Annotated in this window: 22 protein-coding genes; 13 read left to right on the top strand and 9 right to left on the bottom strand. The window is 57.7% G+C overall.

The genetic code is table 11. The features are described 5' to 3' along the window. Positions 1–11: 11 nt before the first annotated feature. On the bottom strand, positions 12–476 hold the full coding sequence (locus D0C27_RS16305; RefSeq protein ID WP_009460957.1) for a MarR family winged helix-turn-helix transcriptional regulator: 465 nt from the start codon (positions 474–476) through the stop codon (positions 12–14). Further along, positions 476–2,389, bottom strand: coding sequence for an FUSC family protein (locus tag D0C27_RS16310; RefSeq protein WP_137431319.1), 1,914 nt, complete (start codon positions 2,387–2,389; stop codon positions 476–478). Before D0C27_RS16310 ends, D0C27_RS16305 begins: the two co-directional genes overlap by 1 nt. A gap of 374 nt (positions 2,390–2,763) precedes the next feature. On the opposite strand from D0C27_RS16310, the gene D0C27_RS16315 reads away from it, so the two are divergent. After that, the gene (locus D0C27_RS16315; RefSeq protein WP_035268337.1) at positions 2,764–4,470 is read left to right on the top strand and encodes an FMN-binding glutamate synthase family protein; all 1,707 of its coding nucleotides are present in this window, start codon (positions 2,764–2,766) and stop codon (positions 4,468–4,470) included. Between the two features lie 20 nt (positions 4,471–4,490). On the opposite strand, the gene D0C27_RS19320 is transcribed toward D0C27_RS16315, so the two are convergent. Beyond that, entirely contained in the window at positions 4,491–4,655 is a 165-nt protein-coding gene (locus D0C27_RS19320; protein WP_157664272.1) for a hypothetical protein, read from the bottom strand. Between the two features lie 82 nt (positions 4,656–4,737). On the opposite strand from D0C27_RS19320, the gene D0C27_RS16320 reads away from it, so the two are divergent. From D0C27_RS16320 to D0C27_RS16335, 4 genes are all read left to right on the top strand, one after another. Continuing rightward, positions 4,738–5,154 carry a hypothetical protein gene (locus D0C27_RS16320; RefSeq protein WP_035268339.1) on the top strand — a complete coding sequence of 139 codons (417 nt, stop codon included), beginning with the start codon at positions 4,738–4,740 and terminating at the stop codon, positions 5,152–5,154. Positions 5,155–5,210: 56 nt separating this feature from the next. Further along, positions 5,211–5,828: an SCO family protein gene (locus D0C27_RS16325; protein WP_137431320.1), complete on the top strand. Its 618-nt coding sequence runs from the start codon at positions 5,211–5,213 to the stop codon at positions 5,826–5,828. 20 nt (positions 5,829–5,848) lie between these two features. Next, positions 5,849–6,328 (top strand): copper chaperone PCu(A)C, encoded by a 480-nt coding sequence (locus D0C27_RS16330; protein WP_021446778.1) that lies wholly within the window; start codon positions 5,849–5,851, stop codon positions 6,326–6,328. A 326-nt stretch (positions 6,329–6,654) separates the two neighbouring features. After that, complete coding sequence (locus D0C27_RS16335; RefSeq protein WP_009460967.1) at positions 6,655–7,224, top strand: HdeD family acid-resistance protein; 570 nt, start codon at positions 6,655–6,657, stop codon at positions 7,222–7,224. Positions 7,225–7,425: 201 nt separating this feature from the next. On the opposite strand, the gene D0C27_RS16340 is transcribed toward D0C27_RS16335, so the two are convergent. From D0C27_RS16340 to D0C27_RS16360, 5 genes are all read right to left on the bottom strand, one after another. Continuing rightward, on the bottom strand, positions 7,426–8,040 hold the full coding sequence (locus D0C27_RS16340) for an HAD-IB family hydrolase (protein WP_035268864.1): 615 nt from the start codon (positions 8,038–8,040) through the stop codon (positions 7,426–7,428). A 69-nt stretch (positions 8,041–8,109) separates the two neighbouring features. Beyond that, the gene (locus tag D0C27_RS16345; protein ID WP_035268349.1) at positions 8,110–9,489 is read right to left on the bottom strand and encodes an NCS2 family permease; all 1,380 of its coding nucleotides are present in this window, start codon (positions 9,487–9,489) and stop codon (positions 8,110–8,112) included. Between the two features lie 316 nt (positions 9,490–9,805). Further along, positions 9,806–11,557 (bottom strand): FUSC family protein, encoded by a 1,752-nt coding sequence (locus tag D0C27_RS16350; RefSeq protein ID WP_137431321.1) that lies wholly within the window; start codon positions 11,555–11,557, stop codon positions 9,806–9,808. After that, positions 11,544–12,593, bottom strand: a complete 1,050-nt coding sequence (gene mdtN, locus D0C27_RS16355; RefSeq protein ID WP_021446781.1) for a multidrug transporter subunit MdtN — start codon at positions 12,591–12,593, stop codon at positions 11,544–11,546. The genes D0C27_RS16350 and mdtN overlap by 14 nt, the downstream gene beginning before the upstream one ends. 7 nt (positions 12,594–12,600) lie before the next feature. Next, the gene (locus D0C27_RS16360; RefSeq protein WP_170978589.1) at positions 12,601–12,855 is read right to left on the bottom strand and encodes a YtcA family lipoprotein; all 255 of its coding nucleotides are present in this window, start codon (positions 12,853–12,855) and stop codon (positions 12,601–12,603) included. 203 nt (positions 12,856–13,058) lie between these two features. On the opposite strand from D0C27_RS16360, the gene D0C27_RS16365 reads away from it, so the two are divergent. Genes D0C27_RS16365 through D0C27_RS16380 form a run of 4 tightly spaced genes read left to right on the top strand, consistent with a single transcriptional unit; the run spans position 13,059 to position 18,415 of the window. Next, positions 13,059–14,693, top strand: coding sequence for a Na+/H+ antiporter (locus D0C27_RS16365; protein WP_137431322.1), 1,635 nt, complete (start codon positions 13,059–13,061; stop codon positions 14,691–14,693). A 41-nt stretch (positions 14,694–14,734) separates the two neighbouring features. Next, positions 14,735–16,207, top strand: a complete 1,473-nt coding sequence (locus D0C27_RS16370) for a metal-dependent hydrolase family protein (RefSeq protein ID WP_083053824.1) — start codon at positions 14,735–14,737, stop codon at positions 16,205–16,207. Positions 16,208–16,227: 20 nt separating this feature from the next. Beyond that, entirely contained in the window at positions 16,228–16,914 is a 687-nt protein-coding gene (locus D0C27_RS16375) for a MarC family NAAT transporter (protein WP_009460989.1), read from the top strand. A gap of 10 nt (positions 16,915–16,924) precedes the next feature. Further along, positions 16,925–18,415 carry a TolC family protein gene (locus D0C27_RS16380; protein WP_240688267.1) on the top strand — a complete coding sequence of 497 codons (1,491 nt, stop codon included), beginning with the start codon at positions 16,925–16,927 and terminating at the stop codon, positions 18,413–18,415. A 99-nt stretch (positions 18,416–18,514) separates the two neighbouring features. Here D0C27_RS16380 and D0C27_RS16385 read toward each other — a convergent pair whose 3' ends face one another. After that, positions 18,515–19,648 carry an aminotransferase class V-fold PLP-dependent enzyme gene (locus tag D0C27_RS16385; RefSeq protein WP_115635027.1) on the bottom strand — a complete coding sequence of 378 codons (1,134 nt, stop codon included), beginning with the start codon at positions 19,646–19,648 and terminating at the stop codon, positions 18,515–18,517. Positions 19,649–19,844: 196 nt separating this feature from the next. Between D0C27_RS16385 and D0C27_RS16390 the strand changes: the two genes are divergently transcribed. The 4 genes from D0C27_RS16390 to D0C27_RS16405 all read left to right on the top strand — a co-directional run bounded on the left by D0C27_RS16390 (position 19,845) and on the right by D0C27_RS16405 (position 24,700). Next, positions 19,845–20,351 carry an RNA polymerase sigma factor gene (locus D0C27_RS16390; protein WP_035268361.1) on the top strand — a complete coding sequence of 169 codons (507 nt, stop codon included), beginning with the start codon at positions 19,845–19,847 and terminating at the stop codon, positions 20,349–20,351. Positions 20,352–20,378: 27 nt separating this feature from the next. Further along, complete coding sequence (locus D0C27_RS16395) at positions 20,379–21,365, top strand: FecR family protein (RefSeq protein WP_137431324.1); 987 nt, start codon at positions 20,379–20,381, stop codon at positions 21,363–21,365. A 181-nt stretch (positions 21,366–21,546) separates the two neighbouring features. Further along, entirely contained in the window at positions 21,547–23,886 is a 2,340-nt protein-coding gene (locus D0C27_RS16400; protein ID WP_431188463.1) for a TonB-dependent siderophore receptor, read from the top strand. A 145-nt stretch (positions 23,887–24,031) separates the two neighbouring features. Next, entirely contained in the window at positions 24,032–24,700 is a 669-nt protein-coding gene (locus D0C27_RS16405) for a metallophosphoesterase (RefSeq protein ID WP_088452472.1), read from the top strand. The last annotated feature ends 972 nt before the right edge of the window (positions 24,701–25,672 follow it).

Here is a 25,672-nt window from a genome sequence, read left to right on the forward strand (position 1 = left end):
CAGGCACTTGATCAATCCCCGAACAGGCTGGACATATCCGTTGCTTCCAGCCCCAAATTGCTGGCCAGCGCGTCAAAACAACGCAAGGCCGCTTCTATATCTGCGTCCGCAATCCCTTCAAACAGGGGAGCACGGGATTGGCGCAGCAATTCCAGCAGGCGTTCGTGAAAGTCCCGCCCTTTTTCAGTCAGACACAACAGGCGAGCGCGCTTGTCCTGCTCGTCGGGCACACGCTCCAGCAAACCGCCGGACTCCAACTGGTCGATCAGGCGCACCAGGGTGGGGCCTTCCAGACGCATCATGCGTGCCAACTGCCCTTGCCGTATGGGTTCCCCCAACTGGGCCAGATAGCGAATCGGCAGGATGGTGGCCTCGGACACGCCATAACGCACCAGCGTCTGATCCAGTTCACGACGATACAGGCGCGCCAGCACAATCATGGACAGGCCAAATCGTTCATAAAGTTGGTGATTCATCAGGAAGTCTCCACAGCGCGCGGCGTAGCATCAGGCGGGTAAGCATAAACCAGAACCGCTTGCGCCCCCTGCAAGGACTGCGCCACATCCATGATCGCCTGCCTCAATACCGTGTCGGTACAGGATTGGCTGATACGCAGCAATTGCCGGGCCAACTCCACGGGCTGATGCTCAAACCCTTCCAGCAACTCACAGACCAGCTCCACACAGGCTTGCTGCTCCGGTCCGCGTTTGGCCAGCCGCTTCAGCGCGACCACGCCATGGCCCAGGTTGATCAAGGACAGCAAACCATGAGGGGTCTGCTCGCCCATCCAGTGCCAGAGACGCACCCATTGACGCGCTACCCGCGCACGCCAGACCCGGAACAGGCGTGGGCGCGAACGCTTGATCAAGGGATACAGTTCGCGCACCACACGTCTGACCAAGGCTTGGCCACGAGGATGAGTCCGGCGAGGCAAAAGAAAGAAAGCACTGCACACGATCGCAGAGCCCGCCAGCAAAGGCAAGGACTCCTTCAAGATGATGGGCCAAGTAACCGCCGCCATCCCGGCCTGACTGGCCAGCTGGAAACACATATTCGCGTCCAATGCCCAGGTCGACGTAGGACGGTTGGCACGTAACAAACCGCCGATCACCAAAAAAGGAAGCACGGACAGAATGACCTGCCAGTCCGCAACCAGGTGTACCTGGACGAAATAGCGATAAAAGCTGGCTACCAGCACGCCCACGGCAATCCCGGTAAACATGGTTCGGCTCATCAGTTGCGGACGCGGCATGGAGCCCAAAATAATGGAGAACGTACACACCCCAATCGCCATCAACTCCAGCGCGGGGCTGGCCAAAGCGTAAGCGATACCACCTGCAGTGAAAGCGGCCAGGCCACTGACCAGGCCTGTGCGGATTGCCAAGGGCCAATCCACCGAAACAGCAGGCGTCGTCAGAAAACGGTGTCGTCTGGGCTGCACCCGCTCAGCGAACAAACCCTGCTCCGCCCTTTGTATTTGACCCATTGCACGGCGCAAGCGCGCCAGACTGATCTGCCCCTCGTGCCGCAAGGCTGTCTTGCCCAGCACCCGCAAACTCAGACCGCCCTGCAAGCGTTGTGCCTGTTCCTGCAAGTCGCGTGCATAATCCGCGGCAGGCGAGAGACCCTGCTCCCTTTGCTGGACAATCAGCGCGCTGGCGGCCAAAAGCTCAATCACGGCGTACAGAAACGCATCCACATAAGGCAGGCGTCGATAAGCATCCAGAGAGCCGGCCGCCAGAATACGGGCTTGGGCATCCAGATCCACAATCTCCTGGCGAACACGGCTCCACGAGCTTTGATCCGGCTGCTGATAAGACGGCCCCAAAGCATGAGCAGCGATGCGCAAGGCATCCGCCGCCAGGACACGTACGCGCTCGTAATACGTTTTGCGCTGACTGCGCGGCGTTGTCCGCGAGCACAGCAAGGTGGTGACCACGACCCCGATCAGCGTGCACTCCACTCGCGACAAGGCCAAATCCAGTGACGCTTCCGGAGCCAGCACCGAGGGCAAGACCACCACGCCAATCGTGATCCCCGCCAGCATGGGCAAGTAAGAAAAAGCGCCCCGAAACACATGGGTCAAGGCCGAGGCCACCCCCACCACCAGGGCCATCCCCAGCAATTGCAGATAAGGATTGGGTAAGTGCAGGAACGCCAATCCCAAACCGGCCCCCACCAACGTTCCCAAAATCCGCCACAAAGCCCGCTCGTACACCAGCCCCCGATACGCTTGCGACAGCACCCACACCGGCATGGCAGCCCAAAACGGGTTATCAACGGAAAGCAGAACAGCGATGGTGAACGACAGCCACGCTGCCAAGGCCAAATTCAGGCCATGCAGGAGCGCAGGTCGATCCAGCTGGATCCAGGAAAATGAGGGGAGCATAAAAGACAGGAGACAGAACAAAGGCTAAAGCATGATTATATAGATAGCTTACCTACCTATTCAATTACAGCTAGCTGAATATCGTGTTTATGGCGACTCCAGCCCTGCCCGCCATACACAAGCCTCAAGGCGGAACACGCTGTTTCATGCTGCACCGCAACAGCCTCCCTGGTTTCCATCACGCCTTTCAAAGCTAAACAATTTGCGCCCTGCCCCGCCCTTTTTCAGCCACTCCATGGTTGTTTGTTAGTTTTCATAAACTATCGCCATCCAGGCATGGTCAAACCGTACGGGAGCGTTCTATGATGTTGGCAGCCTGACCGGCAGGTACCCGAAATCCTGCCCGTCACCCCGTTTTCTTGGCAGGAGTCTTTATGCAAAAGTGGCTGACACGCTACACCGCCTTCTACATCATCATTGGCCTGACCGCCTTTTTCTTGCTGCTTTCCTTGTTCAGAAGCGCAAGCTGGCTGTGGCTGGCGATACCAGGGCTGGCCCTGTGCATTCAGGGCTTGGTGGACATCACTCAAACTCGTCACGCCATTCGTCGCAACTACCCGGTTATCGGCAATCTGCGCTTTATCTTTGAAGCCATACGCCCTGAGATTCGCCAGTACTTTCTGGAAGGCGATGAGCAGCAACTGCCTTTTTCGCGGGCGGACCGCTCCCTGGTGTACCAGCGCGCCAAACAGCAGGTCGACAAGCAGCCTTTTGGTACTCACCAAGAGGTCTACAACAATGGGTACGAGTGGATCAACCACTCCATGACGCCCAAGCACATCAAGGACTCACAGTTCCGTATCACGGTGGGTGGGCCGGACTGTACCCAGCCTTATTCGCTGTCGGTGCTGAATATTTCGGCCATGAGTTTTGGGGCGCTGTCGGCCAATGCCATCCTGGCCCTGAACAAGGGTGCCAAGATGGGCAATTTTGCGCATGACACGGGCGAAGGCGGCATCAGCACCTATCACCTGCGTCATGGCGGTGATCTGATCTGGAATATTGGCTCGGGCTACTTTGGTTGCCGCGATGAACAAGGCAACTTTTCTCCCGAACGCTTTGCCGAACGAGCCACTCAGGATCACATCAAAATGATTGAAATCAAGCTGTCGCAAGGGGCCAAACCTGGCCACGGCGGCATCTTGCCCGGCACCAAGGTCTCGCCTGAAATTGCCCTGGCACGCGGTGTGCCGGAAGGCGTGGACTGTAACTCGCCCCCCAGCCACAGCGCCTTCCATTCTCCCGTAGAGCTGCTGGAATTCGTGGCCAAGCTGCGTACCTTGTCCGGTGGCAAGCCCGTGGGCTTCAAACTCTGTATTGGACATGCCTGGGAATGGTTTGCCATTGCCAAAGCCATGCTGAAAACAGGTATCACACCGGACTTTATTGTGGTCGATGGTGCGGAAGGCGGTACCGGTGCCTCCCCCGTGGAGTTCATTGACCACGTCGGCACCCCCTTGCGCGAGGCTCTGCGCCTGGTTCATAACACGCTGGTGGGTATCGGTTTGCGCGAACAAATCCGCCTGGGTGCCTCGGGCAAGATCATCAGCGCCTTTGATATGGCCCGCATCATGGCCCTGGGTGCTGACTGGTGCAATAGCGCGCGTGGTTTCATGTTTGCCGTGGGTTGCATTCAGGCCCAGGCCTGTCATACCGACAAGTGCCCCACTGGCGTGGCGACACAAGATCCGCAGCGTCAAAAAGCCCTGGTGGTTGATGACAAATCCCTGCGCGTGGCCAGCTTCCATGGCAATACGCTCAAAGCCCTGGCTGAACTATTGGGTGCGGCGGGCCTGGAACATCCGGACCAGCTACGTCCTCACCATATTGCCCGCCGTATCAGCAACGGCGAAGTGCGCGTGATGTCGGCTCTGTTCCCGGATCTGAAAAAAGGCGAACTCTTGCGCGGCCACTATCGTCAAACGATTTTCCGTGTGGGCTGGCCTATGGCCAACCCCGACTCCTTTGAACCGGCCTATAGCCTGAGCAAAGCCTTGTCGTACTTGAATGATGAAGCTGATCCTGAGGAAATCATGAAAAAACAGGACGCAGCTGATAGCGCAGGCCAAGCCCTGGCCTGACGCGGCATGCGGCAGTCTCCCTAGCGGGACTGCCGCACCGTCCCTACCCCTGCATCCATTTCCCCATAGATTTCAACGCCGGAAGGTCGACTCCAGCTGCTGTCTGCAGAGCGATCCGGTGTTGAACACGCCGCCAGCCCCAGCACCATGACCAAGGCGCTCAGCACCCCATAAATCTGTCGCATATCAAGCTCCTTGATGATAGGCGTCTACTGTGCCACAGAATCTGGGCAAACTGATTTCCATCTGTACTAGAATGCTCTGATCATGATCAGGCACTGCGCATTCCCCACCTCAGGTACTCGCAGCCGGTTTTTACTGGTGCTGGCAATCTGCGCCCTGCTTTTGCGTGGTCTGATCCCCAACGGCTACATGCCCAGCGCCGACCCGGCCAATGCAGCCGCGCTCAGCCTGTGCGTTCAGGGCGACCCTTTCCTGGCGCAATGGAGCAGCCAGCTACCTGGCGGCCCGAAGCACGACGAGCAACACAGCCTGCATGCGGCCTGTCTGTTCGCCCAGGCCCAGGCGCAAAAAGCCTTAAATGATGATCCCAGCCCTGCCTGGAATCTGACACCTACACCACGACATACCTGGGACACTGCCCAACAGGCGGCCGCTCCCGTTCTTCCCCTGACGGGCCCGCCCCTGAGTGCGCGCGGTCCCCCCTCCACGCTCGTTTCCTGACCAGCCTCGGCTGCCCGGCGCAGCCACCTTATGTTGTCAATTAGCGGGATATTTCTATGAACGCCTCCTTCTCACGCCGCCAGCTCCTGCTTGCCATGCTGGCGACTCCTCTGGTCCTGAGCGCCTGCGGCGACAAGGCCCCAAAGCAGCCCGCCTTTCGTAATCTGGAAGGTGTAGACATGAGCAGTGCCGACTTTGCCAAGGATTTCAGCTTGCTGGATACCGAAGGCCAACGTCGCACCATGGCCGACTATCGCGGCAAGATCGTGCTGATCTTCTTTGGTTTTACCCAATGCCCCGACGTCTGCCCGACAGCCCTGACTCGTGCCGTCGACATCAAGGAACAGTTGGGCGAGGATGGCGACAAGCTGCAAGTCTTGTTTATCTCCATTGACCCGGAGCGCGACACGCCCGAACTGCTGCAAGCCTACATGCAGGCTTTTGACCCCAGTTTCGTGTCCCTGCGCCCCACCGAGGAAGAGCTGGCCAAAACCGCCAGCGACTTCAAAGTCTTCTATCAAAAGGTTCCTACCGGCTCCAGCTACACCATGGACCACAGCGCCTTGACCTATGTGTATGACACACAAGGCAAGTTGCAGATCGCCCTGCGTCATACGCAAACGGCTGAAGAAGCCGTGGCTGATATCCGCCAGGTACTGGCTCTGAGCAAGTGAACCCCAACAGGATTACCAACATGAAACGTACTATTGCTCGCTCTCTTTTTTCCCTGGCCGCCTTGCTGAGCCTGCCCACCCTGGCCCAGGCCGAAGTCACCGTTACCGATCCCTGGGTTCGCGCCACGGTTCCCGGCCAGCAAGCCACCGGCGCCTTCATGGTGCTGCAATCCACCGACAACGCCCAATTGCTGGGCGCCAGCAGCAGCTTGAGCAAACAGGTAGAGGTACACGAAATGGCGATGGAAAACGAAGTCATGCGCATGCGCCAGGTTGAAAAAATCGACCTGCCCGCTGGCAAGGCTGTGGAACTGAAACCCGGCGGCTACCACATCATGCTGCTGGGTCTGGACAAACAGGTTGAGGCGGGCAGTTCCGTGGATCTCACCCTGGAAATCCAGAATGCCGCCGGTCAAAAGGAAGAGCTGAAAATCAGCGCTCCGGTCCGTGCCTTGAACACCAAGGCTGGCCAGGGTCACCAGGGCGCACACGGCCACTAAGGCCTTGTTCCCACCCCTTCAAACCGCCTGTTTTACCGGTTTGAAGGGCTTTGTTTCAGACTTCCGGGTTTTCCATAATTGGCTGGTTTTGATTAGCTAACGTACATTGAAACCACTGACATAGTGTCAGTAAGCTGTCTGAAACACAGCTTTCCCAAACTGTCATCATGACAGTTCACCGCCGCCAGAGCGGCCCATAGGCCCTACCGCAACGGTAGGGCCTTCGTGTTTCTGCAGCAGGCTCTTTGCATATCACTAGGCCCTTGCCCGGGCCTGGAGTAAAGTTAAGACCGTAGCGTCGGTTTAACCTTGCAAGGAGTACATAGATGGCTCTAAGTCCACATGACAACAATCGCTCTGAGTTGCTACGTCAACTGCCCTTGAAACCAGGATGGTTTATTGGTCTGGGCATCGCCCTGATTATTCTGGGTCTGATCGCCTTGATCTACGTGGTTGGCGCCACGGTTGCCAGCGTGGTGTACGTCGGCATCCTGATGACCATAGGCGGCGTGCTACATCTGGCTCATGCATGGAGTTCCAAAGGCTGGCGCGGCTTTCTGTTCTGGAGCTTGAGCGGCATTTTGTACTTGTTCGCCGGTTTGATTGCCATCAGCAACCCCTTGGTAGGTGCCACCGTCCTGACCCTGATTTTTGGCGCCTTCCTGATTGCTTCCGGCGCATTCCGACTCTGGATCTGGTTTCAGAACCGGGCCCAGGCAGGTGGCGGCTGGATGGCTTTTTCCGGCCTGATTACACTGGCAGCCGGTTTGATCATTGCCGCAGGCTGGCCCGGCAATAGCGTATGGATTCTGGGCCTGATTCTGGGTATTGATTTGCTGACCCAAGGTTGGGCCAGCTTGTTGATTGGTATGGCAATCAAGCGCAATCAGAACTAAACCATCGGCCAGGATCAAACCCCTGCGTCGGGATTGATCTCCGCTGACTAAATCACTGCAAATCACTCCGAAAAAATGCCCGACCAGAAGCAGATTCTGGTCGGGCATTTTGCTATCTTGATCTCCCGCCCTGGACTGTAGATCTGCCACCAGGCTGCCAAGCCTGCAACTCACGCGGTACAGAGCAAACCCTACAATCGACTATCGGACTTCCAGCGCTGGCAGAGCGGCATCCCTTCCCCGCAGCCAGGGCTGACGCGTATGGGCCAGCATCTGCGCATCACCGGGGCTATCACCATAGGCCATATCCAGCTCCACGGGTTTATCGCCCAGCCACGCCTGCAAGCGATTCACCTTCTCCTGCCCCCAGCAATTGGCGCTGGCCATGCCCACACAACCTTGTTGATCATCAAAGGCCAACTCTGTCGCCAGCACCTGAGCCATTCCCTGTGCTTGCGCCCAGGGCTGTAAATAAATGGACGGCGAGGCACTGACCAGCACCACCGTATCTCCCCGCTCTCGATGGGCACGGACTCGTTCCATCATTTCCGGGCGGACAATCTGCGGCACATAGTCCCGCACATAGGTGTCGGCTAAAGCCTGAACCTGCTCCCGGCTCAAACCACCCAAGGCACTGCGTAGAAAACGGTGCTTGATCGCCTGACGACGCTGCGGACCGCGATCCCAGACCAGGACGCGAGGCACGCAAGCTAAATAGGCACGAATACAGACTGGCCAGCCTCGCATGCGACGTATAAAGTCCTGCAAGCTGTCCCGGTCTGTAATCGTGCCATCAAAATCAAATGCGACCAGCACAGGTACCCCTTTGGTTTTCAGAAAAAGGGCTAGTGTAAAGGGGAACACCAGCCCTTCCCAAGCCCTGCTTTATAAGGCCCAGCCACCCAGGTAGAAAACGACCAGGGCAATGGCAATCAGAACCGTGCCCACATTCAGGCGACGCAGTTCACCCGAGAACAGGCGACCCAGCACCAGCGTGCAAAAGCCCAGCATGATGCCTGTGACAATATTGACGGTCAGCACGATAAACACGGCGCACACCAGACCCGCCATGGTGTCGACCGTATCTTCGGTATTCAGATGACGCACACCGCCCAGCATGAGCAAGCCCACATACATCAAGGCAGGCGCAGTCGCATAGGAAGGCACCAGACCGGCCAAAGGCGACAGGAAGATCAGCATCAGGAAACCCAGGCCAACCACCACCGCGGTCAGACCGGTACGTCCCCCGGCGGCTGTGCCGGCAGCAGATTCAATGTAGGCGGCGGCAGGCGAAGCCCCCAAGCTGGCAGACACCAAAGAGCTGAGCGAATCCGTCGTCAGGGCGCGGCTGCCATTGATGATCTGGCCATCCTTGTCCAATTGCCCGGCATTGCCCGCGACCGCACGAATCGTGCCGGTCGCATCAAACACGGCTGTCATCACCAGAGCCAGCACACTGGGCAGGACGACCGCATTCAAGGCCCCGCCTATGTCCATGGCACCGATCAAGGAGTTCTCGCCCAGCAAGCTAGGCATGGCAAACAGGCCAGTAAAGCGCACATTGGGATCGAAGATCAGGCCTACCGCCGACAGACCCAAGATCACCAGCAAGATACCGCCCGTGACACGACGACGCTCCAGGCCAAAAATCGCTGCCAGACCCAGCACACTCAGCCAGACCGGCATGGACGTGACGTCCCCCAGGGCAACCGGCAGACCTGCGCCCGTATTACGGGTCACCAGACCTACCTCGTTGGAAGCGATCATCAACAAGAACAGGCCAATTCCGATACCCGTGCCATGCGCGATGCCCAGGGGCAAATTGCGCAGAATCCAGGTACGAATCCCGGTAGCGGAAATCAGAGTAAAGATCAGGCCCATCAGGAACACGGCACCCAGGGCGACGGCCGGGCTGAGTTGCTGACCCAGCACCAAGTCAAAAGCCAAGAACGCAGTCAAGGACAAGGCACAGCCCACCGCAATGGGCAGATTCGCCCACAGCCCCATCAGCAGGGAGCCAAAAGCGCTGGTCAGACACACGGCCACAAAGACCGACGAGGTATCAAAGCCCGCCTTGCCCAGCATGGACGGTACGACAAATACGGAATAAACCATTGCCAGGAATGTCGTCAGCCCTGCCAAGACCTCCTGACGCAGAGAACTGCCGCGCTCTGTATAGGCAAAATGTTTCTGCAACCAACCGCCAGCAACCGGAGGGACCAGGGCCTCCTGCCCTGGCCGCAATGCGGATTCTTGCTCAGCCATACTTCATGCTCCTTTATCAGTATTGTGATGTCTGAAACGGTACGTTGCCGTCATCAGGAATCAGTAATGGACAGTTCCAGCCCCAAAGGGGGCAAGAGACTTCTCACACGCTGAATCAAAGAAAACGCCGAGCAAAGACGAGTCCTGCCCTGCCCGCAACAAGGTGCAGACATAGGCAGAAAGAAGTAGGTATGCGGGGGTGTCTCCGACCGAACCGAGGCCTTTGCGGCGCTTCTTTTGATCCCGATAATGGGAAGTGAGGCCCATTCTACGAGCCGTCAAGGACGGGAAAATCACCTCTAGGTAATGAGGGTTATCAATCGCTTCGGTGGCGAGATACAGGCATATAGGCTTGGCCGATGAACTGCTGGCGCAACTGCTGCCATTGACGTTGCATATCCTGGGCCTGCTGCTGGTCGGGTCGCAAACGCTCTGGTTCCAAGTGCATCAGAGCCAATCCATATTTGGCCGCCGACAGCTCCTGCGCGACGCTGGCTGACTGTTGCACCGCCTGGGCAGGACGTTCCTGCCATAAGCTGCCCAGGCCGCTCAAACTGTCAGAAGCCTTGGCCAAACGCTGACGTACCGAACCTGCAATACTGACAGGCCAGATCTGGGTAAACATCACGTACATCACCGCATTGCCCAGCAAAATACCGATCACCCGATCACGGGCCGAATCCAGGTCAAAGCTGGGACCAAAGCCCTGCAAGGTCACCAGATAAAAGGCAAAGGCAATTTGAATGCCGGCATACGAGATACGTTCCGGGCCATAAAATACCCAGGCCCCTAACAGGGACACCAGGAATACCACGACCATCAAGCCGCCAATATCCAGCAGATGCGGCATCACAAACAAGATGGTGATAAAGCCCAGCGCCGCCCCCAGCAAACAGCCCACAATCCGCAAGGTCAGCTTGTGTACGGTTTCCCCGGTAGAGCCCAAAGCGGCCACGTAGCAGGTAATCATGGCAGTATGAATGCCCTGCCAGTCTGCCGCGCTATAGATCAGATAACAAAGCACTGCAGCTGCCGTCGCCTTCAAGGCATGGTGCTGATAAACCGGATTACTAAAGGCGTCGGGCACCATGAAGGAGCCATGTTCCGGATCCGCTTTGCCAATAGACACCGCCCCCGACAAGGCCAGCAAGGCATCGCGCAAATCTTGTTCGGCCAAAGAACTGGAGGCTGACAGCTCGGGCAGATCATCCATCTGCGGCAAACGCCCTTGTTCAATCTCCTGTGCGCTGCGTTCGCACATCTGGGCAAATGCTGTGGCCTGCTCATTGTCCAGATGCTGATCGCGCAAGACGGCAACCGCCAGCAAGGCTCGGTAGGTATTCAAGATGGCCTGATCCAGTTCTGCCTGCTCTTGTGCAGGCCGCAAATGAAACAGCCGTATCCAGCCCAGTCGCTTCTGTTGTGCACTGACTCCCAAAGCCAGTTCATCCCACAAATCCTGCGTATCTGCCTGCCCCATCAAACCCTGGGCCGACAAACGCAAACGCGCTGCCAGTTCACGGCGCAACACCTTGTGCGGGTACAAACCAAAACAGAGATTGAAGATCAGCACCAGGCCCATGGGGGCGCAGGTCATCAACCAGGCATAAAGCACGGCACGGGTAGCAATCTCGCCAAAGGGCACATAGCCCAACAAGGTCAGCACAAAGGCGATGACCAAGGCAATAATCCCGCCCAAAGGCCCCAGCTTGCTGGCTACCCCGAGAAACAACAGCACAAAGGAGGTCAGCACCATGGCCAGCAAACGCCAGGCCGGATACTGAATCGTGACCTGAATCAATGGCACCATCAGCAGCACCACAATGGACACCAGCACCACCAGAGCCAGCGCCAGTACCGAGCTTTCGCCGGCATCGGACTTCATCACAAAGAAGATCACAAAGCAGCTGACGGCAGACTCGGGAATACCGTAGTTCATGGCCAGCAGCACCATCAAGGCGCACAGCACTGCCACGCGCCAGCTTTGCGCCAGACGACCGGGGGTGGGCTGCAAGTCTTGCCAGACCAGCCGCGCCAGACCCGACACGCCGGTCTTAGCAGTTGCCATCGCGATGAATAATAGTGGTGGCCGAGGCACCCATGCGCATCAAGTCCTCGGGCGGGGCATCCAGACGGATACGCACTGGAAAGCGTTGCGCTACCCGTACCCAGTTCATGGATTTCTGAATATAGGGCAGGCTGCGCGGCAGATTGATCTGCTCCTGGCTGCTGACGCCCCAACCAATTTCCTCTACCTTGCCCGAGAGCTTGCGCGAAGGATCGGACATCACATACACCGTGGCGCAGGCCCCTGGCTTGATCTCTTTCAGATCCGTTTCACGGTACATGCCCGTGACATACCAGGAATCCGTATCCAGCAAGGTAAAGACAGACGTGCCGGGCATCAGATGTTCTCCCGAGCCGATACGCAAGCCCACGATACGACCGTTGTGCGGTGCCTTGACCTGAGTATGTTCCAGATCACGCTGGGCCATCGCCAAACCTGCCTGTCGCGCTTGCACCATGGCTTCTTCTGCCTGCGTATTGCCGACCAGAGCCTGAGCGGCCCCGGATTGCTCTGTTGCCTGTTTCAAGGTGACTTGAGCATCACGCAGCAAGGTATTGGCTTCATCCAATTGCTGTTGGGAGACATAGCCCTTGGCCGCCAGATTCGCCAAGCGACGCTGGCTTTGCGTGGCCATCGTCAAATTGGTTTTAGCGCGGGTAATCTGATCATCGGCAATTACGGCGTTATGCCCTTCTGCGCGCACAGCCCGTTGCTTCATGTCCAGCGTAGCCTGAGCCAGCGCCAGTTCAGCCTGGGCCTGTTCCAGACGCAGCTGATAAAACACCGGGTCTACGGTAAAGAGCAGTTCATCGCGGCTGACAAACTGACCGTCACGCACCATCATGCGCTCAATGTGTCCAGGCAAGGAGCTGGAGATATGCACCACATCGGCACCGATCACCGCGTCTTCGGACAAAGGGTTGTTGGCAGAGCGCTGCAAATACCACCAAGCCAAGACAATGGCGGCGACAACAATCAGCACGCTCAGCAGGCGGGCAGCGCCTTTACGGGGGGAGGATTTCTGTGCCTGGGTCATGGCTCAGTCACTCGAAGAAAAGAAGAAGTGCGGCAAAGGTCAGTGCCAGCGTCAAGCAGGCATAGACAGGCAAACGCATGGGCAGGGCATCATCCACACCTGCACGAATCAGCCCCCAACGAATCAGCAAGGTCAGCAGCACGGCGCCCAGCACACACACCAGCCAGGCCGGGAAATACGAACCCGCCATATAGACCGAAGGGGCAAGAGAACATCCCCCCAACAAGGGCAAGACAGCCAGACCGGCTAGTAGCGCACGCATGCGTGGCATCTCCCTGATTATTGTTAAACCGATCTGCGCATGGCGCCCTGATCGCTGCGACGAATTGTACCTGAGCCCTTTCAAAGACATCATTTATATCTCTGCCGGATTAAGCAACTGTGTATCTATGATTTTCACGAGTATAGTGACAAACATCTTTCTGATAGGGTCTCAATAACCTCGGTTATTTACACAGAGTTGCCATGGATGACGTAAACCTGACTTTAAGCATGCTGGCCGCCGTTTTAATCAGTAACAGCGTGGTCAAGATAATACCTGTTGCCATCCCTGCCCCTCTCGTACAGATTTTGCTCGGCTTTCTGATTGCCGGCTGGTTCAATCATGGGATGACCCTGAATCCGGATCTGTTCTTTTATCTGTTTCTGCCGCCCTTATTATTTCTGGATGGCTGGCGCATTTCCAAGGAAAGTTTAATTCGGGACCGAATTGGCATTCTGGTTCTGGCTTTTATTCTGGTCTTTTTAACGGTATTCGGATTAGGCCACGTGCTGCACTGGCTCATTCCTGCCATGCCTTTGCCAGTGGCCTTCGCCTTGGCCGCCATTGTCTCGCCAACTGACCCTGTTGCCGTCTCGGCCATTACCCGCCGCGTGCCTCTGCCGCCACGACTGCAGGCCTTGCTGGAGGGTGAATCCCTGTTCAACGATGCCAGCGGTCTGGTTGCGTTTCGACTTGCTGTAGCCCTGGCCCTGGGCGGCTCTTTCTCCATCACGTCTGCCAGCCAGAACTTCCTGTGGCTAACGCTGGCCGGCCTGGTCGTGGGCGTAGTGACCACGCGTGCCCTGCTTTTTCTGCGTAATCTCTTTGTACGCCGCTGGGGCGAAGAGCCAGGGCCAGAAGTTCTGTTCAGCCTGCTTCTGCCTTTTGCGTCCTACTTCCTGGCCGAACAAATGGAGGCCTCCGGCATTCTGGCCGCTGTCGCGGCAGGCGTGACCATGAGCTACGCCGAGCTCTCGGGCAATGCACTGGCGGCCACCCGTATGCAGCGCAAGACCGTCTGGGACACCTTGCAACTTAGTTTGAATGGCATGATGTTCGTCCTGCTGGGCGAGCAACTACCCGCTATCTTTCGCGGCGCGGTACAGGTTGTCCAGGAGACCGGCCACCATAATCCAGCCTGGCTGCTGGTCTATGCGGTCGCGATGTGTACCACCCTGATTTTGCTGCGCTTTCTATGCGTTTACGCTTACCTGTGGCTACGACGCGGCCTGTCCCTGCTGGGCTTGCATCATGATGCTGAAACCGCCCAAGCCAACCCGCGTCTGGTGCTGGTGCTGTCCATTGCCGGGGTACGGGGTGCCGTCACCCTGGCCGGTGTCATGACCTTGCCGCTCACTCTTGCCGATGGCAGTCCTTTTCCTGCCCGAGATCTGGCCATTTTCCTGGCCTCCGTCGTCATTATCGTGTCACTGCTGACGGCCAGCCTGGCCCTGCCACCCATCATGAAACGAGTCAGCTTCCCTGCCCTGCGTCGACGTCAGGAGCAGGAAGATCGGGCCGAGCAAGCCGTACGTCACGCCAGCGCCCAGTCGGTGGCGCAGACATTGAATGACTTGATTGCGCACAATCCCGAGTCCTCAGGGGCGCGTTACACGGCCATGGCCGACCGCGTCCTGGGCACTATTGCTCACAGCCCTCAAGGCGACGGACTGGCGCCGGATCTGGCAGAACAAGCACTGGAAAAAGACATGCAAATCCGGGCCATCCACGCCGCGCGTGAGGCCGTTTACACCTTAGCTCGCACACACCAGATATCCGATGAAATCGCTCGCGAACGGGTCCGCCTGCTGGATCTGATCGAACTGCGTATGTCTTGAGTCCGCCTTCCTTTCATTTATCGTTGATTTTTTAGGACGCCATGCAGACTTACTCCTACCTGGGCCAGTCCCCTGCCCTGCGCCAACAACGCCAAGCCTATCGTCACGGCTTGCCAGCCTGTGTTTGTGCCCACCCCTCCATTCCCTTCATTCACAAGCGCTTGAGTGCATCAGCCAGTTTCGCCCCCAGCGCGGTCCCTGCAGGCCCGGCCTTCCAATCCAATAATGCCCTGGATCAGAAACCCATCGCCCTGGCTCCCAAACTGATCCTGAGCAATCTGCGCCTGTTTGATGGTGAAACAACAGAGCTGAAAAACGGGCTGGCCGTCCAGATTGACCAGGGCCGCATCACTGCCGTCATGCCGGTTGCCGAGATTCCGGCCGACGCCACCGTCATGGACTGCCAGAACAAAGTCTTGATGCCTGGCCTGATCGACGCCCACTGGCATAGCCTCTTGTGCGCTGTCGACCAGATGACCGCCATGATGGCCGACCCGGCTGACCTGCATTTGATTGCCAGCAAAGAAGCCGAGCGCACCTTGCTGCGCGGTTTTACCACCGTGCGCGATGCCGGTGGCCCCAGCTTCTCCTTGAAACGCGGTATTGATATGGGCTTGCTGCATGGCCCGCGCATCTATCCTAGCGGCGCCATGATTGCGCAAACCGGCGGCCATGCAGACTTTCGTATGCGCTACGAAGTGCCACGCGCAGAAGGCGAGCTAAGCCATACCGAACGAGCAGGTGTAACCTGCATTGCCGATGGTGCCGACCAGGTCCTGCGTCGCGTTCGTGAGCAACTGATGCTGGGCGCCAGCCAGATCAAGCTAATGGCCGGGGGTGGTGTCACCTCCTTGTACGACCCACTGGAAGGACTGCAATTTAGTGATGCTGAACTGCGTGCCGCGGTGGGCGCTGCCAGCGACTGGGGCACCTACGTGATGGTGCACGTGTACTGCGCTCGTGGTATCCAGCGTGCGATCAAGGCAGGCGTGAAATCCATCGAACACGGCCAACTTGCCGACGAAGAAACCGCCCGCATGATGGCTGGCGAAGGCGTGTGGTGGAGCCTGCAACCCTTTTTGGCCGATGAAGATGCCAACGTCCAGCACGACCCGCGCAGCAAGGCCAAGCAACAACAAGTGGCCGTAGGAACCGTACGTGCCTACGAACTGGCCGATAAATATCAGATCCAGACCGCCTGGGGCACGGACATTCTGTTCACCCCCGCCCATCTACCACACCATGGCCGCATGTTGTCCAAGCTGACCCGTTTTTACAGCCCACTCAAGGTGCTGAAAATGGCGACCGGAGATAATGGCCGGCTGCTGCAACTGTCGGGCCTGCGCCAACCGTACGAAGGCGAGCTGGGCGTGATCCGAGCCGGTGCCCTGGCCGATCTGCTGTTGATTGATGGCGAACCCGAACAAAGCCTGAGCTTTCTGGAGCAGCCCGAACAGAACCTGCTCTTGATCATCAAGGACGGCAAGATTTACAAGAACGCCCTGCCCGCCTGAAACCTCATCAAGGAGCTCCCATGCCCAACGAAGTGATGCAGTTATTCAAATTGCTTGGTCTGGGGCTGGCATTTTTGCTGCCCCTGGCCAATCCCCTGACTTCAATGGTGATGTACCTGTCGTTGGGCGAAACCTTGAGCGCAGCAGAAAAGAAGCAGCAACTGCGTCAGGCAACGCTGTATGTCATTCTGGCCTTGCTGATTACCTACTACGCCGGTTTGTGGATTACTTCGGCACTGGGCATTTCCATGGTGGACATGCGCATCGGGGGCGGGCTGATCGTGGCGTATATCGGCTTTCGCATGCTGTTTCCCCCCACTGTCAGCGACGTGGTTTCCAAAGCAGCCGATCAGAACACCGCTGCCCACAACAATATCGCCTTTGTTCCACTGACCCTGCCCTCCACGGTCGGTCCCGGCACTATGGCTCTGGTTATCAGTGCCTCCTCCAAAATGGCTGGCATGCGCGGGCACTATGCGGAATGGGTGCTGGTGGCCACGCCCATCATTCTGGCCATCCTGATTGGTTTGATCTTTTTCATTTGCCTGCGCTCCTCGCTCAGCATCGTGCGTGTGATCGGGCATAACGGCGTCGATGCCATTTCACGCATCATGGGGTTCTTGCTGGTCTGCATGGCCGTACAACTCGTCCTTGAAGGCGGACAGCAGTATGCTGCTACGCTGCTGACTCATTCTGCTGCCTCCTGAATTTATGTCTATGACTTGTTTTCCTGCATTGCGTCTGACTCTGGCTGTGACGGCCGCCCTGACTCTGGCCGCCTGCGCGGCGCCTGATCACAAACCCATGGCCCAGGCCATGCCCGAGCAAGATGCGCCGGAACCACCTCGCCTGACATTGGCCGACTACAGCGGCCCGGATCAAAACCAGCCAGCGCCCCGCGTGCAAGCCCATCACGAATACAGCCTGCCTGAACTGATCGACCTGGCCCAGCGCCTGAACCCCAGCACCCGCATTGCCTGGGGCGAGGCCCAACAAGCCGCAGAAGCTGCCGGTATGGTGGAAAGCACCTACCTGCCCTTGATCTCCGCCAGCGTGGTGGGCGGCTATATGCGCAGCGACCGCGACAGCAGCGTGCACATTCTGGGTAGAGAAGTCGATGTGGACTACGACACCCATTTAAGTGGCGCCGTCCCTTCCCTGACCTTGAAGTGGCTGCTGTTCGACTTTGGCAAACGCGCCGCCTTGCAAGAGGCGGCCGACAAACTGGCCATGGCCAGCCGGATTACCTTCAGCGGTGTGCATCAAGCCGTGATTGCAGAAGTATCCATCAGCTACTTCAACTACAACTCGGCCCGCCAACGCGAGCAAATCTCTGCCCAAGGGCTGAAAAATGCGGCACTGATTGAAGATATCGCCCTGGAGCGGCAGCGCAATGGGCTGGGCACCCAGATTGAAGTCGCGCAGGCACGACAACTGAAAGCCCAGGCACGTTTGCACCATGTGAATGCCAGCACTCTGGCACGTCAGTCTTATCAAACGTTGCTGGGTGCAATTGGCCTGTCCCCGGAAACGGAGCTGAAAGTCGCCGATAGCGCCACCCGCCCCCTGCCCAAGGATCTGGATATCCCTGGCAATGACACACTGAAAAAAGCCATCGCCCAGCGGCCCGATGTACAGGCCCTGCAAGCCGCCCATCAGGCCAGTCTGGCAGGCATAGACTCAGCCGAAGCCAGTTTCATGCCCAAGCTGGCCTTGATGGGTTTTATCTCCAAACGCATGGGTTCATTAAGTGTAGGCAGCCTGCCCGAAGTCAGCCCGCAATCCTCCTCCCGAGGCGCCGTGCTGGCCCTGAATATCCCGATCTACGACGCTGGGCTACGCAACAAGCAAGTGCGCGAAGCCCAGTTGCGTGCCGACACCGCGCGCGAACGCGTTGCCAAAACCGAGCAAGACGCCTACAAGCAAATGATCATCGCTGCCGACGCGCTGCGAGCTGCTCTGGAGTCTCATCAAGCCGCCACCAGCCTGGTCGAGGCGGCACAAATCACCTACCAAGGTGCGCTGGAATCCTATAAGGAAGGTCTGACCGGCATGACCTTGCTGACCGAAGCGCACACTGGCTTGTTGGGAGCCCAAGAAGCCCAGACTGCCGCCCATACCGCCGGTTTGGTCGGCTCCGTGAATCTGGCTTTTGCCATGGGCGAACTCAATCAAGCCCCCAAAACCCCTGGGGATGCCACTAAGTAGTAGGCAAAGAAGAAGCAAGCCACACTCTACTTGGGAGCAAAAATAAAAAGGGAGCCATGCAAGGCTCCCTTCTCATGTAGCAACCGCTACTGCAGCAACTTACTGCTCTTCAATCGCATCCAGCGCCTTGGCAAGGCGCTCCACCGAGCGCTCCAGATTGTTCAGCTTGTCCAGACCAAACAGACCAATTCGGAAGGTCTTGAAATCGGCAGGTTCATCGCATTGCAAAGGCACGCCCGAGGCGGCTTGCAAACCAGCCTTGGCAAACTTCGCGGCCGAATGTATCCCGTCGTCCGTGGTGTAGCACACCACCACCCCCGGCGCTTCAAAACCTGGTGCCGCCACGCTGCGGAAACCATGTTCGCTGAGCAAGGCACGCACCTTGCGGCCCAGCTCCAGCTGACGATTGCGGATCCAGTCAAAGCCCAGAGCTTCCGTCTCGGCCATCGCCTCTTGCAGCACCTTCAAGGAGTCCGTCGGCAAGGTGGCATGGTAGGCATGAGCCCCACTCTCATACGTTTCCATGATCTGCAGCCACTTGCGCAGATCGCAGGCAAAGCTGGTGCTGGTCGTGGTTTCAATGTGCTGACGAGCACGCTCGCTTAACATCACCAGACCGCAACATGCCGAGCCAGTCCAACCCTTTTGCGGCGCGCTGATCAGCACGTCCACACCCACATCCTTCATATCCACCCACACGGTGCCCGATGCAATGCAATCCAGCACAAACAGACCGCCCACCGCGTGCACGGCATCGGCGACCTGACGCATATAGTCGTCGGGCAACATGATGCCGGAGGCTGTTTCCACGTGCGGGGCAAACACCAAAGCCGGTTTTTCAGCCTGAATTGCGGCAACCACTTCTTCGATAGGGGCCGGTGCATAAGCGGCCTGCTTGCCTTCCTCAATCGGGCGTGCTTTCAGAACCGTGGTGCTGGCGGGGATGGAACCCATGTCAAAAATCTGAGTCCAGCGGTAGCTGAACCAGCCATTGCGTATCACCATGCACTTGCGGTCCGTTGCAAACTGACGGGCCACTGCTTCCATGCCAAACGAGCCGCTGCCCGGCACCACGATGGCCGAATGTGCCTGATAGACCTGTTTGAGCGTGCGGGAGATTTCACGCATCACTTCCTGGAAGGTCTTGGACATATGGTTCAAGGCACGGTCGGTATAAACCACCGAATATTCAAGCAGGCCGTCCGGATCAACGGGAGTGCTGGTTTGAGACATGAAAACCTCGGAATTCAGATGTAGAAGATATAAGGATCGAAGGATTTTAGACCAAGCCGCTTGGTACGGGCAGCTTGACCCCAAGACCCTTCCGGTCAGAAGAAATTGCACAGACAGGCCGAACAAGAACAACCTGAATGAGAATTATTGCTATTATTCACTATTCTTTTTTCCGCCTGCTCCGCTAAGCCGCTCCATGTCTCACCCTTCACGTCCCATAAAAGCCTGGCTCGCCTCGTATAGCGAGCTGTTTGGCGTATGGCGGCGCAAGGCCGAGAGCCGGGAAGACGCGGAAGATGCCATGCACGACACCGTTGTGGGCATGCTGGAAAACAACACTACCCTGATCGACAACCCACGTGCCTATCTGGCACGAGGCACCAACAACCGTCTGATCAGCCGCCATCGCCACCAAACCGTCCTGACTGTTTTACCCTTGGACGAGCTAAGCGATACCGAGCATCCGCGCCAGGCCGGGGCCGACAGCCACGCCCAGTTTGAGCAATTAGCCGACGCGCTGGTGAACGCGCTGGCCGACTTGCCCCCAAAATGCCGAGAGGTCTATATCAAGCATCGACTGGAGGGCTGGACCCATACTGAAATTGCCCAGGACATGGCCCTTTCCCGCAGCATGGTGGAAAAATACATGACTCGTGCCTTGCGTCACATCCATGAACGGCTGCACCATTACGTACCTGACTGACGCCATGTCGTACACAAAGCCCGCGCCATGACCCACCCCTCTTCCTCCGACGAACTGGATCACCCCAGCGATGCCGCTCATTGGTTCGCCCGACTGCAATCGAGGGAAGCCAGCGAGCAGGACCACCAGGCCTTCCAAGCCTGGCGGGACGCTGATCCTGACAACGCGCGCCGCTACCGCGAGGTGGAGTACCTGTGGCGCGCCAGCCAGGCCGTCCCGGAAGAACGCCTGCGCAGACTGCTGCCCCACTCCCCTGGTCGTGTGCCATCCCCCAAGCGCCGTTATCTGACACTGGGTTTGGGCGCGCTTGGCATGCTGGCCCTCTCGGCCGGAGCCATCCATCAGTCGGGCTGGTTGAACCCGGTAGAAGAAACGGTACAGTTGCTCACTGCCAAAGGCGAGCGTCAGCAAATCACCTTGCCCGATGGCTCTGTTGTGGACTTGAATACCGACACCATCGCCCAGGCTCGTTTATCTGCCTCCAAACGGGAAATCGAACTGCTCCAGGGTGAAGCTTTTTTTGCCGTCCAACACTACCAAACCCTGCCCTTTATCGTGCGCACCGACTTGGGCACCGTAACCGTCACCGGCACCCGCTTCAATGTGCGACGGCTGGCAGACAGCCTGCAAGTCAGCGTTCAGTCCGGCTCGGTCAAAGTGGAGTCCGGTCCTTGGTGGCGTCGCCAGGAACGCCTCCTGGAGGCGCAGCAACAAGTCCTGTTGCGCCAAGGTGCAGAACCCGGTCCGGTACACATGGCCGACGTGGAAAGCCTGACAGCCTGGCAACGCGGCAAGATCATTTTCAAGAACACGCCTTTGGAAGTGCTGGTACAGGAAATGGCTCGCTACCTGCCCCAGCCCTTGACGCTGGACGCCCCCGCCCTGCGCCAGCACCGTATCTCCGGTATTTTCGATGTCGATCAACCCGAAACCGTCGTGAAGGCCTTACCGGCCATTGCCCCAGTCCGGGTCCAGAGCGATGCGTCGGGCGTGCAGCATATTGTGGCTCGCTAAAAACAGAGCTTCCTGGGCCTGTTACAAAATAATCATGATTCTCATTCCGGTGATTGAGCACCTTGTGCGTCTAGGTAGGTGAAGGAGGCTATCCCGTGCAGGACAGCCCCCTGAGTCCCTTTGGCCAAAGGCTGGGCGCGTCTATCGCGCGAGATGTATTTTCATTGGAAAACGTAGGATCGTGAGCCCCTTTACCCCACGTCATCACCACTCGCCGCTTTTGCGGGCGAACTTGAGTGCCTTGACCTTAAGCCTGAGTTTGGCCTTCAGCCTGGCCCCTTCTGCTGTGCAGGCCCAACAAACTGCCTCTATTCAAATCCCTGCCCAGCCCTTGGGTGATGCCCTGCTGAAACTGGGCGAACAGACCTCTTTGCAGATTTTTTTCTCTCAGGATGTAGTTGCCGGCCGCCAAGCCCCCTCGGTCTCGGGTCATCTGGCACCTGAGCAGGCTTTGCGTCAATTGCTGGACGGTAGTGGCATCAACTACACCCGAGACGGCAACACGATCACCTTGTCAGCCGGTGTGACTCAATTGACGCCAGTCACGATACGCCGCGCCCCCACAGACACCGCTGACAGCTACGTCGCACTGAGCAGCCGCGGTGGCAAGCTGGACGTGCCCTTGATCGAAACCCCGCGTTCGGTCTCCATCGTCACGCAAAAGCAGTTAAAGATTCTGGCCCCGCAAAGCATTGAACGCGCCCTGGCTTACACCCCTGGCGTTCAGACTGACGTGTCCGGCTCGGGCGACCTGCGCATGAGTGGCGCGGTGATACGTGGCTTTAGTGACGGCAGTGCCTACTACAAAGATGGCTTGAAGCAACTCTCGGCAGGCACCTATGGGTCCTGGAATGATGATATGGACAGCCTGGACAGCATCGAAGTGCTGAAAGGCCCGGCCTCGGTCCTGTATGGACAGGGACGCCCCGGCGGCGTGGTCAACGTGGTGTCCAAGCGCCCCACAGCCGATCACGTGAACAGTCTGGGACTGGGCTATGGCAGCTACCAGCGCCGTCAGGTAACCGCGGATCTTGGTGGAGCCTTGAACGACGATCAATCCCTGCTGTATCGCCTGAATCTGTCCGGGCGCAAAAGCCATGGACGCACCATAGACTCGCGCGACGATCGTGTCTCGGTGTCCCCCGCCCTGCTTTGGAAACTTTCGGACCGGACCAGCCTGACACTGTTGGGTTCGTATTCGCGTGAACGAGGCACTCCCAAGTCCTGGTGGCCCAATCTGTTTTATTACCCCGAAGTCACTGACCTGCCGCTCAAACGCACCGCCGGGGACCCGGCGTTTGACTACTTCAATCGCGATACCAAAGCCATTGGCTATGCTCTGGAGCATGACACCGAAAGCGGCTGGCGCTTGCGTCAGAACCTGCGCTATTCGGAAATCGACATTGATTACCGCCATATCTACGCCATGGCCGTTCTGGCCGACCAGCGCAGCGTCTCCCGCGCCAGCTTGGCCCAGGAAACCAAAGGCCGCACCTTCACGGTAGATAGCCGTGTCGGCAAGGACTTTAACTGGGGGCCGTTGGAGCACACCCTGGAATTTGGTGTGGACTATCTGCGCTACAAAGAAAACGACGGTTTGGGCTTTGGCTGGAACGTACCTGACCTGGACATGCTCGACCCGGTATACGGGCTGTCCATCACACCGCCCGAACTGGATTACTCCGAGCGCGATCTGAAGCAAACCGGGATTTACATGCTGAACCAGCTGAAATGGGACCAGTGGGTTGCCAATGTCAGCTTGCGTCACGACACTGCTCGCACCGTACAAAGCAGTGCGACGCAGCCGCGCATGACGGACCGCGCCACCACCGGCAGCGCGGGCTTGCTGTACCTGTTTGACAATGGTGTGGCTCCATACATCAGCTATTCCACCGCCTTTGACCCCACAACAGGGCGGGCCGCCGATGGCACGGCATTCAAGCCGCGCGAGGGCAAGCAATACGAAGCCGGGGTGAAGTATCAGCCACCGGGAACCGATGCCCTGATTACCGCTGCGGTGTTTGACCTGCGCCAGACCAATGTCACCACGCCCGATCCGAACTTCCCGCGTTTCAGCGTCCAGACAGGAGAAGTACGATCTACGGGTATCGAGCTGGAAGCCAAGCTGCCCATTAGCTCTCAGCTCAACCTGATGGCGGGCTATACCTATCTGAATCCACGGACTACGCAAAGCGAGCGCCCGGCAGAAATTGATCGGCAGACGTTGCAAACCGCACGTCAGACCGCCAGTCTGTGGCTGGACTATCGGCCCCAGCAAATTCAGGGCTTGATGGTGGGGGCGGGTGTACGGTATCGAGGCAAATCGCCCAATGATGTACGGCCGGATGGCAGCCTGAACTACAACCCTTCTTTCACCTTGGCAGATATGGCGGTGGCATATGAGACGTCCCGCTATCGGGTAGCCCTGAACGTCAACAATGTGTTCAACAAAAAGTATTACACCGGCCAGTTCCGGGGCATGGAACGGGAAGTGATGTTGAACATGAATTTGTATTGGTAATCATCTTGCTGAACAGGAGGCTGTCTTGCCTGACAAGTACAGCTTACTCTGACTAAGTGCAGCGGCAGGCCGCGTCTTTCTTGACTCGGCCTGCTGCTCTGAGTACCGTGATGAGCACGTTTCATCTAGTCCGGGTTTCATCATCATGCAGGTAGCACACTTCAGCCAGAACACCTTGGGACGCGATATTGCGGTTGGCGATATTCACGGTTGCTTCTCCAAGCTGAAAACGTCTTTAAAGCGGATTCGTTTTGATCCGTCCAAGGACCGCCTTTTTTCGGTGGGCGATCTGGTGGATCGCGGTCCGGAGTCGCATCATGTTCTGAAGTGGCTGGACCTGCCCTGGTTTCATGCGATTTGTGGCAATCACGAGCAGCTGACCTGGCGGCGGGCGATTGGGCAGCCTATTCAGGAAGTGGATCATCGCGTGCATGGTGGGCTATGGCTGGACGATTGCACCTCGGACGAGCAGGCACTGATCGCTCAACGTCTGCAAGCCCTGCCTTTGGCGATGGAAATAGAAACGCCCTTGGGACTGGTGGGTATGGTTCATGCCGACTTTCCCTACGATAATTGGCAGCACATTCATACCGAGGGTTTTGATGCCAATGACCGCTATGTCTGTATGTGGTCCAGGGATCGCTATGTGACTGGCTACGATGGCATGGTAGAGGGACTTCGGGCTTTGGTGCATGGGCATCAGACAACGCACAAGATGCGGCAATTAGGGAATGTGTTTTTCATTGATACCGGCGGGTGGCTGGATCATGGACATTTCACCTTGCTGGATTTGAAGCGCTTGGTGGCTTTGTAGGGTCTTTCGGCTCTTCGCTCGCAATTAGAGATTGTTTTTGCCTAATTAGTCTCTGGGAAGGCGCTGTTTCGGTCCTGCTGGGGTGTCGGGGCTGAGCACTGGCCGGCGCTGCGCGCCGGTACCCTTGTCGAGAACTCGATCGGGGCGCATCCTGAACTCGCCGGGTACTTGGTCCCCCGGACCAAGTACAAGCGTCCGGCTCAAACAGCAGGATGCTTGTACCCCCGATCGAGCCCTCGCCTGCGGCCAGTACTCTGAATCGCCCCAACACCCCAGCAGGACCGAAACAGCTCTCAGCGATTATTTGCAAAGACAATCCTTATGCGGCAACTGATTGCTGCTTATTGTTTACTGAGTGCTGATGGCTAATGGCTAATGGCTAATCGCTAATGGCTGATGTTCGACTCGCCTTGAACACGGAATCAATGACACTACGTCTGATGGACGTACAAACCTGTCTTCGTCAATGTCGGTACTGGCCTCGTCTCTCGCGGTATCTATGCCTACCTGAACAACAACCATCATGACGAGCGCTTCGGCTTCAAAAACAAACGACAAGCTCAAGATTACGCACGACTGCTTGTTAGGCCGGGATATCCTCAGCAAGATTCATACTCCCATAAAAACACCAGGCACTCGATAGCTAGTAGTGGGCTCCTATTTTTCTATCCCCCACACCCTCTACCCGCCAACTGCTGAAAGTGACGGTCAACAAGCAAACCTCGACACCCTTCCAGCTCCCAACGCACTTAGAGCAGCAGAAAGAAGCCACATACAGCCAGGCCCCAAAAGGACGGAAGTCTCAGTTTTATAGTCATTGTGAGCCGGTCTGGGCCGGGGGGCCGTCCTCTGGGCGATTCAGGCTTCTTGCCGCAGGCGGGCTTGCTATTCGGGGTTCAAGCGTCCTGTTGTTTGAGCGAAATGCTTGTGCCTTGTCCGGGGGACAAGGCACTTTCGCGAGTTCAGGATGCG

The organism is Alcaligenes faecalis, assembly GCF_005311025.1.
In the GTDB taxonomy this organism is placed as follows: Bacteria; Pseudomonadota; Gammaproteobacteria; order Burkholderiales; family Burkholderiaceae_B; genus Alcaligenes; species Alcaligenes phenolicus.

What these genes read in the sequence shown, in the direction of transcription:
- D0C27_RS16380 (WP_240688267.1), top strand. Translation starts at nt 16,925, where the DNA reads ATGACTTGTTTTCCTGCATTGCGTCTGACTCTGGCTGTGACGGCCGCC.
- D0C27_RS16305 (WP_009460957.1), bottom strand. Translation starts at nt 476, where the DNA reads ATGAATCACCAACTTTATGAACGATTTGGCCTGTCCATGATTGTGCTG.
- D0C27_RS16390 (WP_035268361.1), top strand. Translation starts at nt 19,845, where the DNA reads ATGTCTCACCCTTCACGTCCCATAAAAGCCTGGCTCGCCTCGTATAGC.
- D0C27_RS16360 (WP_170978589.1), bottom strand. Translation starts at nt 12,855, where the DNA reads ATGCGTGCGCTACTAGCCGGTCTGGCTGTCTTGCCCTTGTTGGGGGGA.
- D0C27_RS16330 (WP_021446778.1), top strand. Translation starts at nt 5,849, where the DNA reads ATGAAACGTACTATTGCTCGCTCTCTTTTTTCCCTGGCCGCCTTGCTG.
- D0C27_RS16315 (WP_035268337.1), top strand. Translation starts at nt 2,764, where the DNA reads ATGCAAAAGTGGCTGACACGCTACACCGCCTTCTACATCATCATTGGC.
- D0C27_RS16335 (WP_009460967.1), top strand. Translation starts at nt 6,655, where the DNA reads ATGGCTCTAAGTCCACATGACAACAATCGCTCTGAGTTGCTACGTCAA.
- D0C27_RS16320 (WP_035268339.1), top strand. Translation starts at nt 4,738, where the DNA reads ATGATCAGGCACTGCGCATTCCCCACCTCAGGTACTCGCAGCCGGTTT.
- D0C27_RS16395 (WP_137431324.1), top strand. Translation starts at nt 20,379, where the DNA reads ATGACCCACCCCTCTTCCTCCGACGAACTGGATCACCCCAGCGATGCC.
- D0C27_RS16385 (WP_115635027.1), bottom strand. Translation starts at nt 19,648, where the DNA reads ATGTCTCAAACCAGCACTCCCGTTGATCCGGACGGCCTGCTTGAATAT.
- D0C27_RS16405 (WP_088452472.1), top strand. Translation starts at nt 24,032, where the DNA reads ATGCAGGTAGCACACTTCAGCCAGAACACCTTGGGACGCGATATTGCG.
- D0C27_RS16310 (WP_137431319.1), bottom strand. Translation starts at nt 2,389, where the DNA reads ATGCTCCCCTCATTTTCCTGGATCCAGCTGGATCGACCTGCGCTCCTG.
- D0C27_RS16375 (WP_009460989.1), top strand. Translation starts at nt 16,228, where the DNA reads ATGCCCAACGAAGTGATGCAGTTATTCAAATTGCTTGGTCTGGGGCTG.
- D0C27_RS16345 (WP_035268349.1), bottom strand. Translation starts at nt 9,489, where the DNA reads ATGGCTGAGCAAGAATCCGCATTGCGGCCAGGGCAGGAGGCCCTGGTC.
- mdtN (WP_021446781.1), bottom strand. Translation starts at nt 12,593, where the DNA reads ATGACCCAGGCACAGAAATCCTCCCCCCGTAAAGGCGCTGCCCGCCTG.
- D0C27_RS16365 (WP_137431322.1), top strand. Translation starts at nt 13,059, where the DNA reads ATGGATGACGTAAACCTGACTTTAAGCATGCTGGCCGCCGTTTTAATC.
- D0C27_RS16370 (WP_083053824.1), top strand. Translation starts at nt 14,735, where the DNA reads ATGCAGACTTACTCCTACCTGGGCCAGTCCCCTGCCCTGCGCCAACAA.
- D0C27_RS16325 (WP_137431320.1), top strand. Translation starts at nt 5,211, where the DNA reads ATGAACGCCTCCTTCTCACGCCGCCAGCTCCTGCTTGCCATGCTGGCG.
- D0C27_RS16350 (WP_137431321.1), bottom strand. Translation starts at nt 11,557, where the DNA reads ATGGCAACTGCTAAGACCGGCGTGTCGGGTCTGGCGCGGCTGGTCTGG.
- D0C27_RS19320 (WP_157664272.1), bottom strand. Translation starts at nt 4,655, where the DNA reads ATGCGACAGATTTATGGGGTGCTGAGCGCCTTGGTCATGGTGCTGGGG.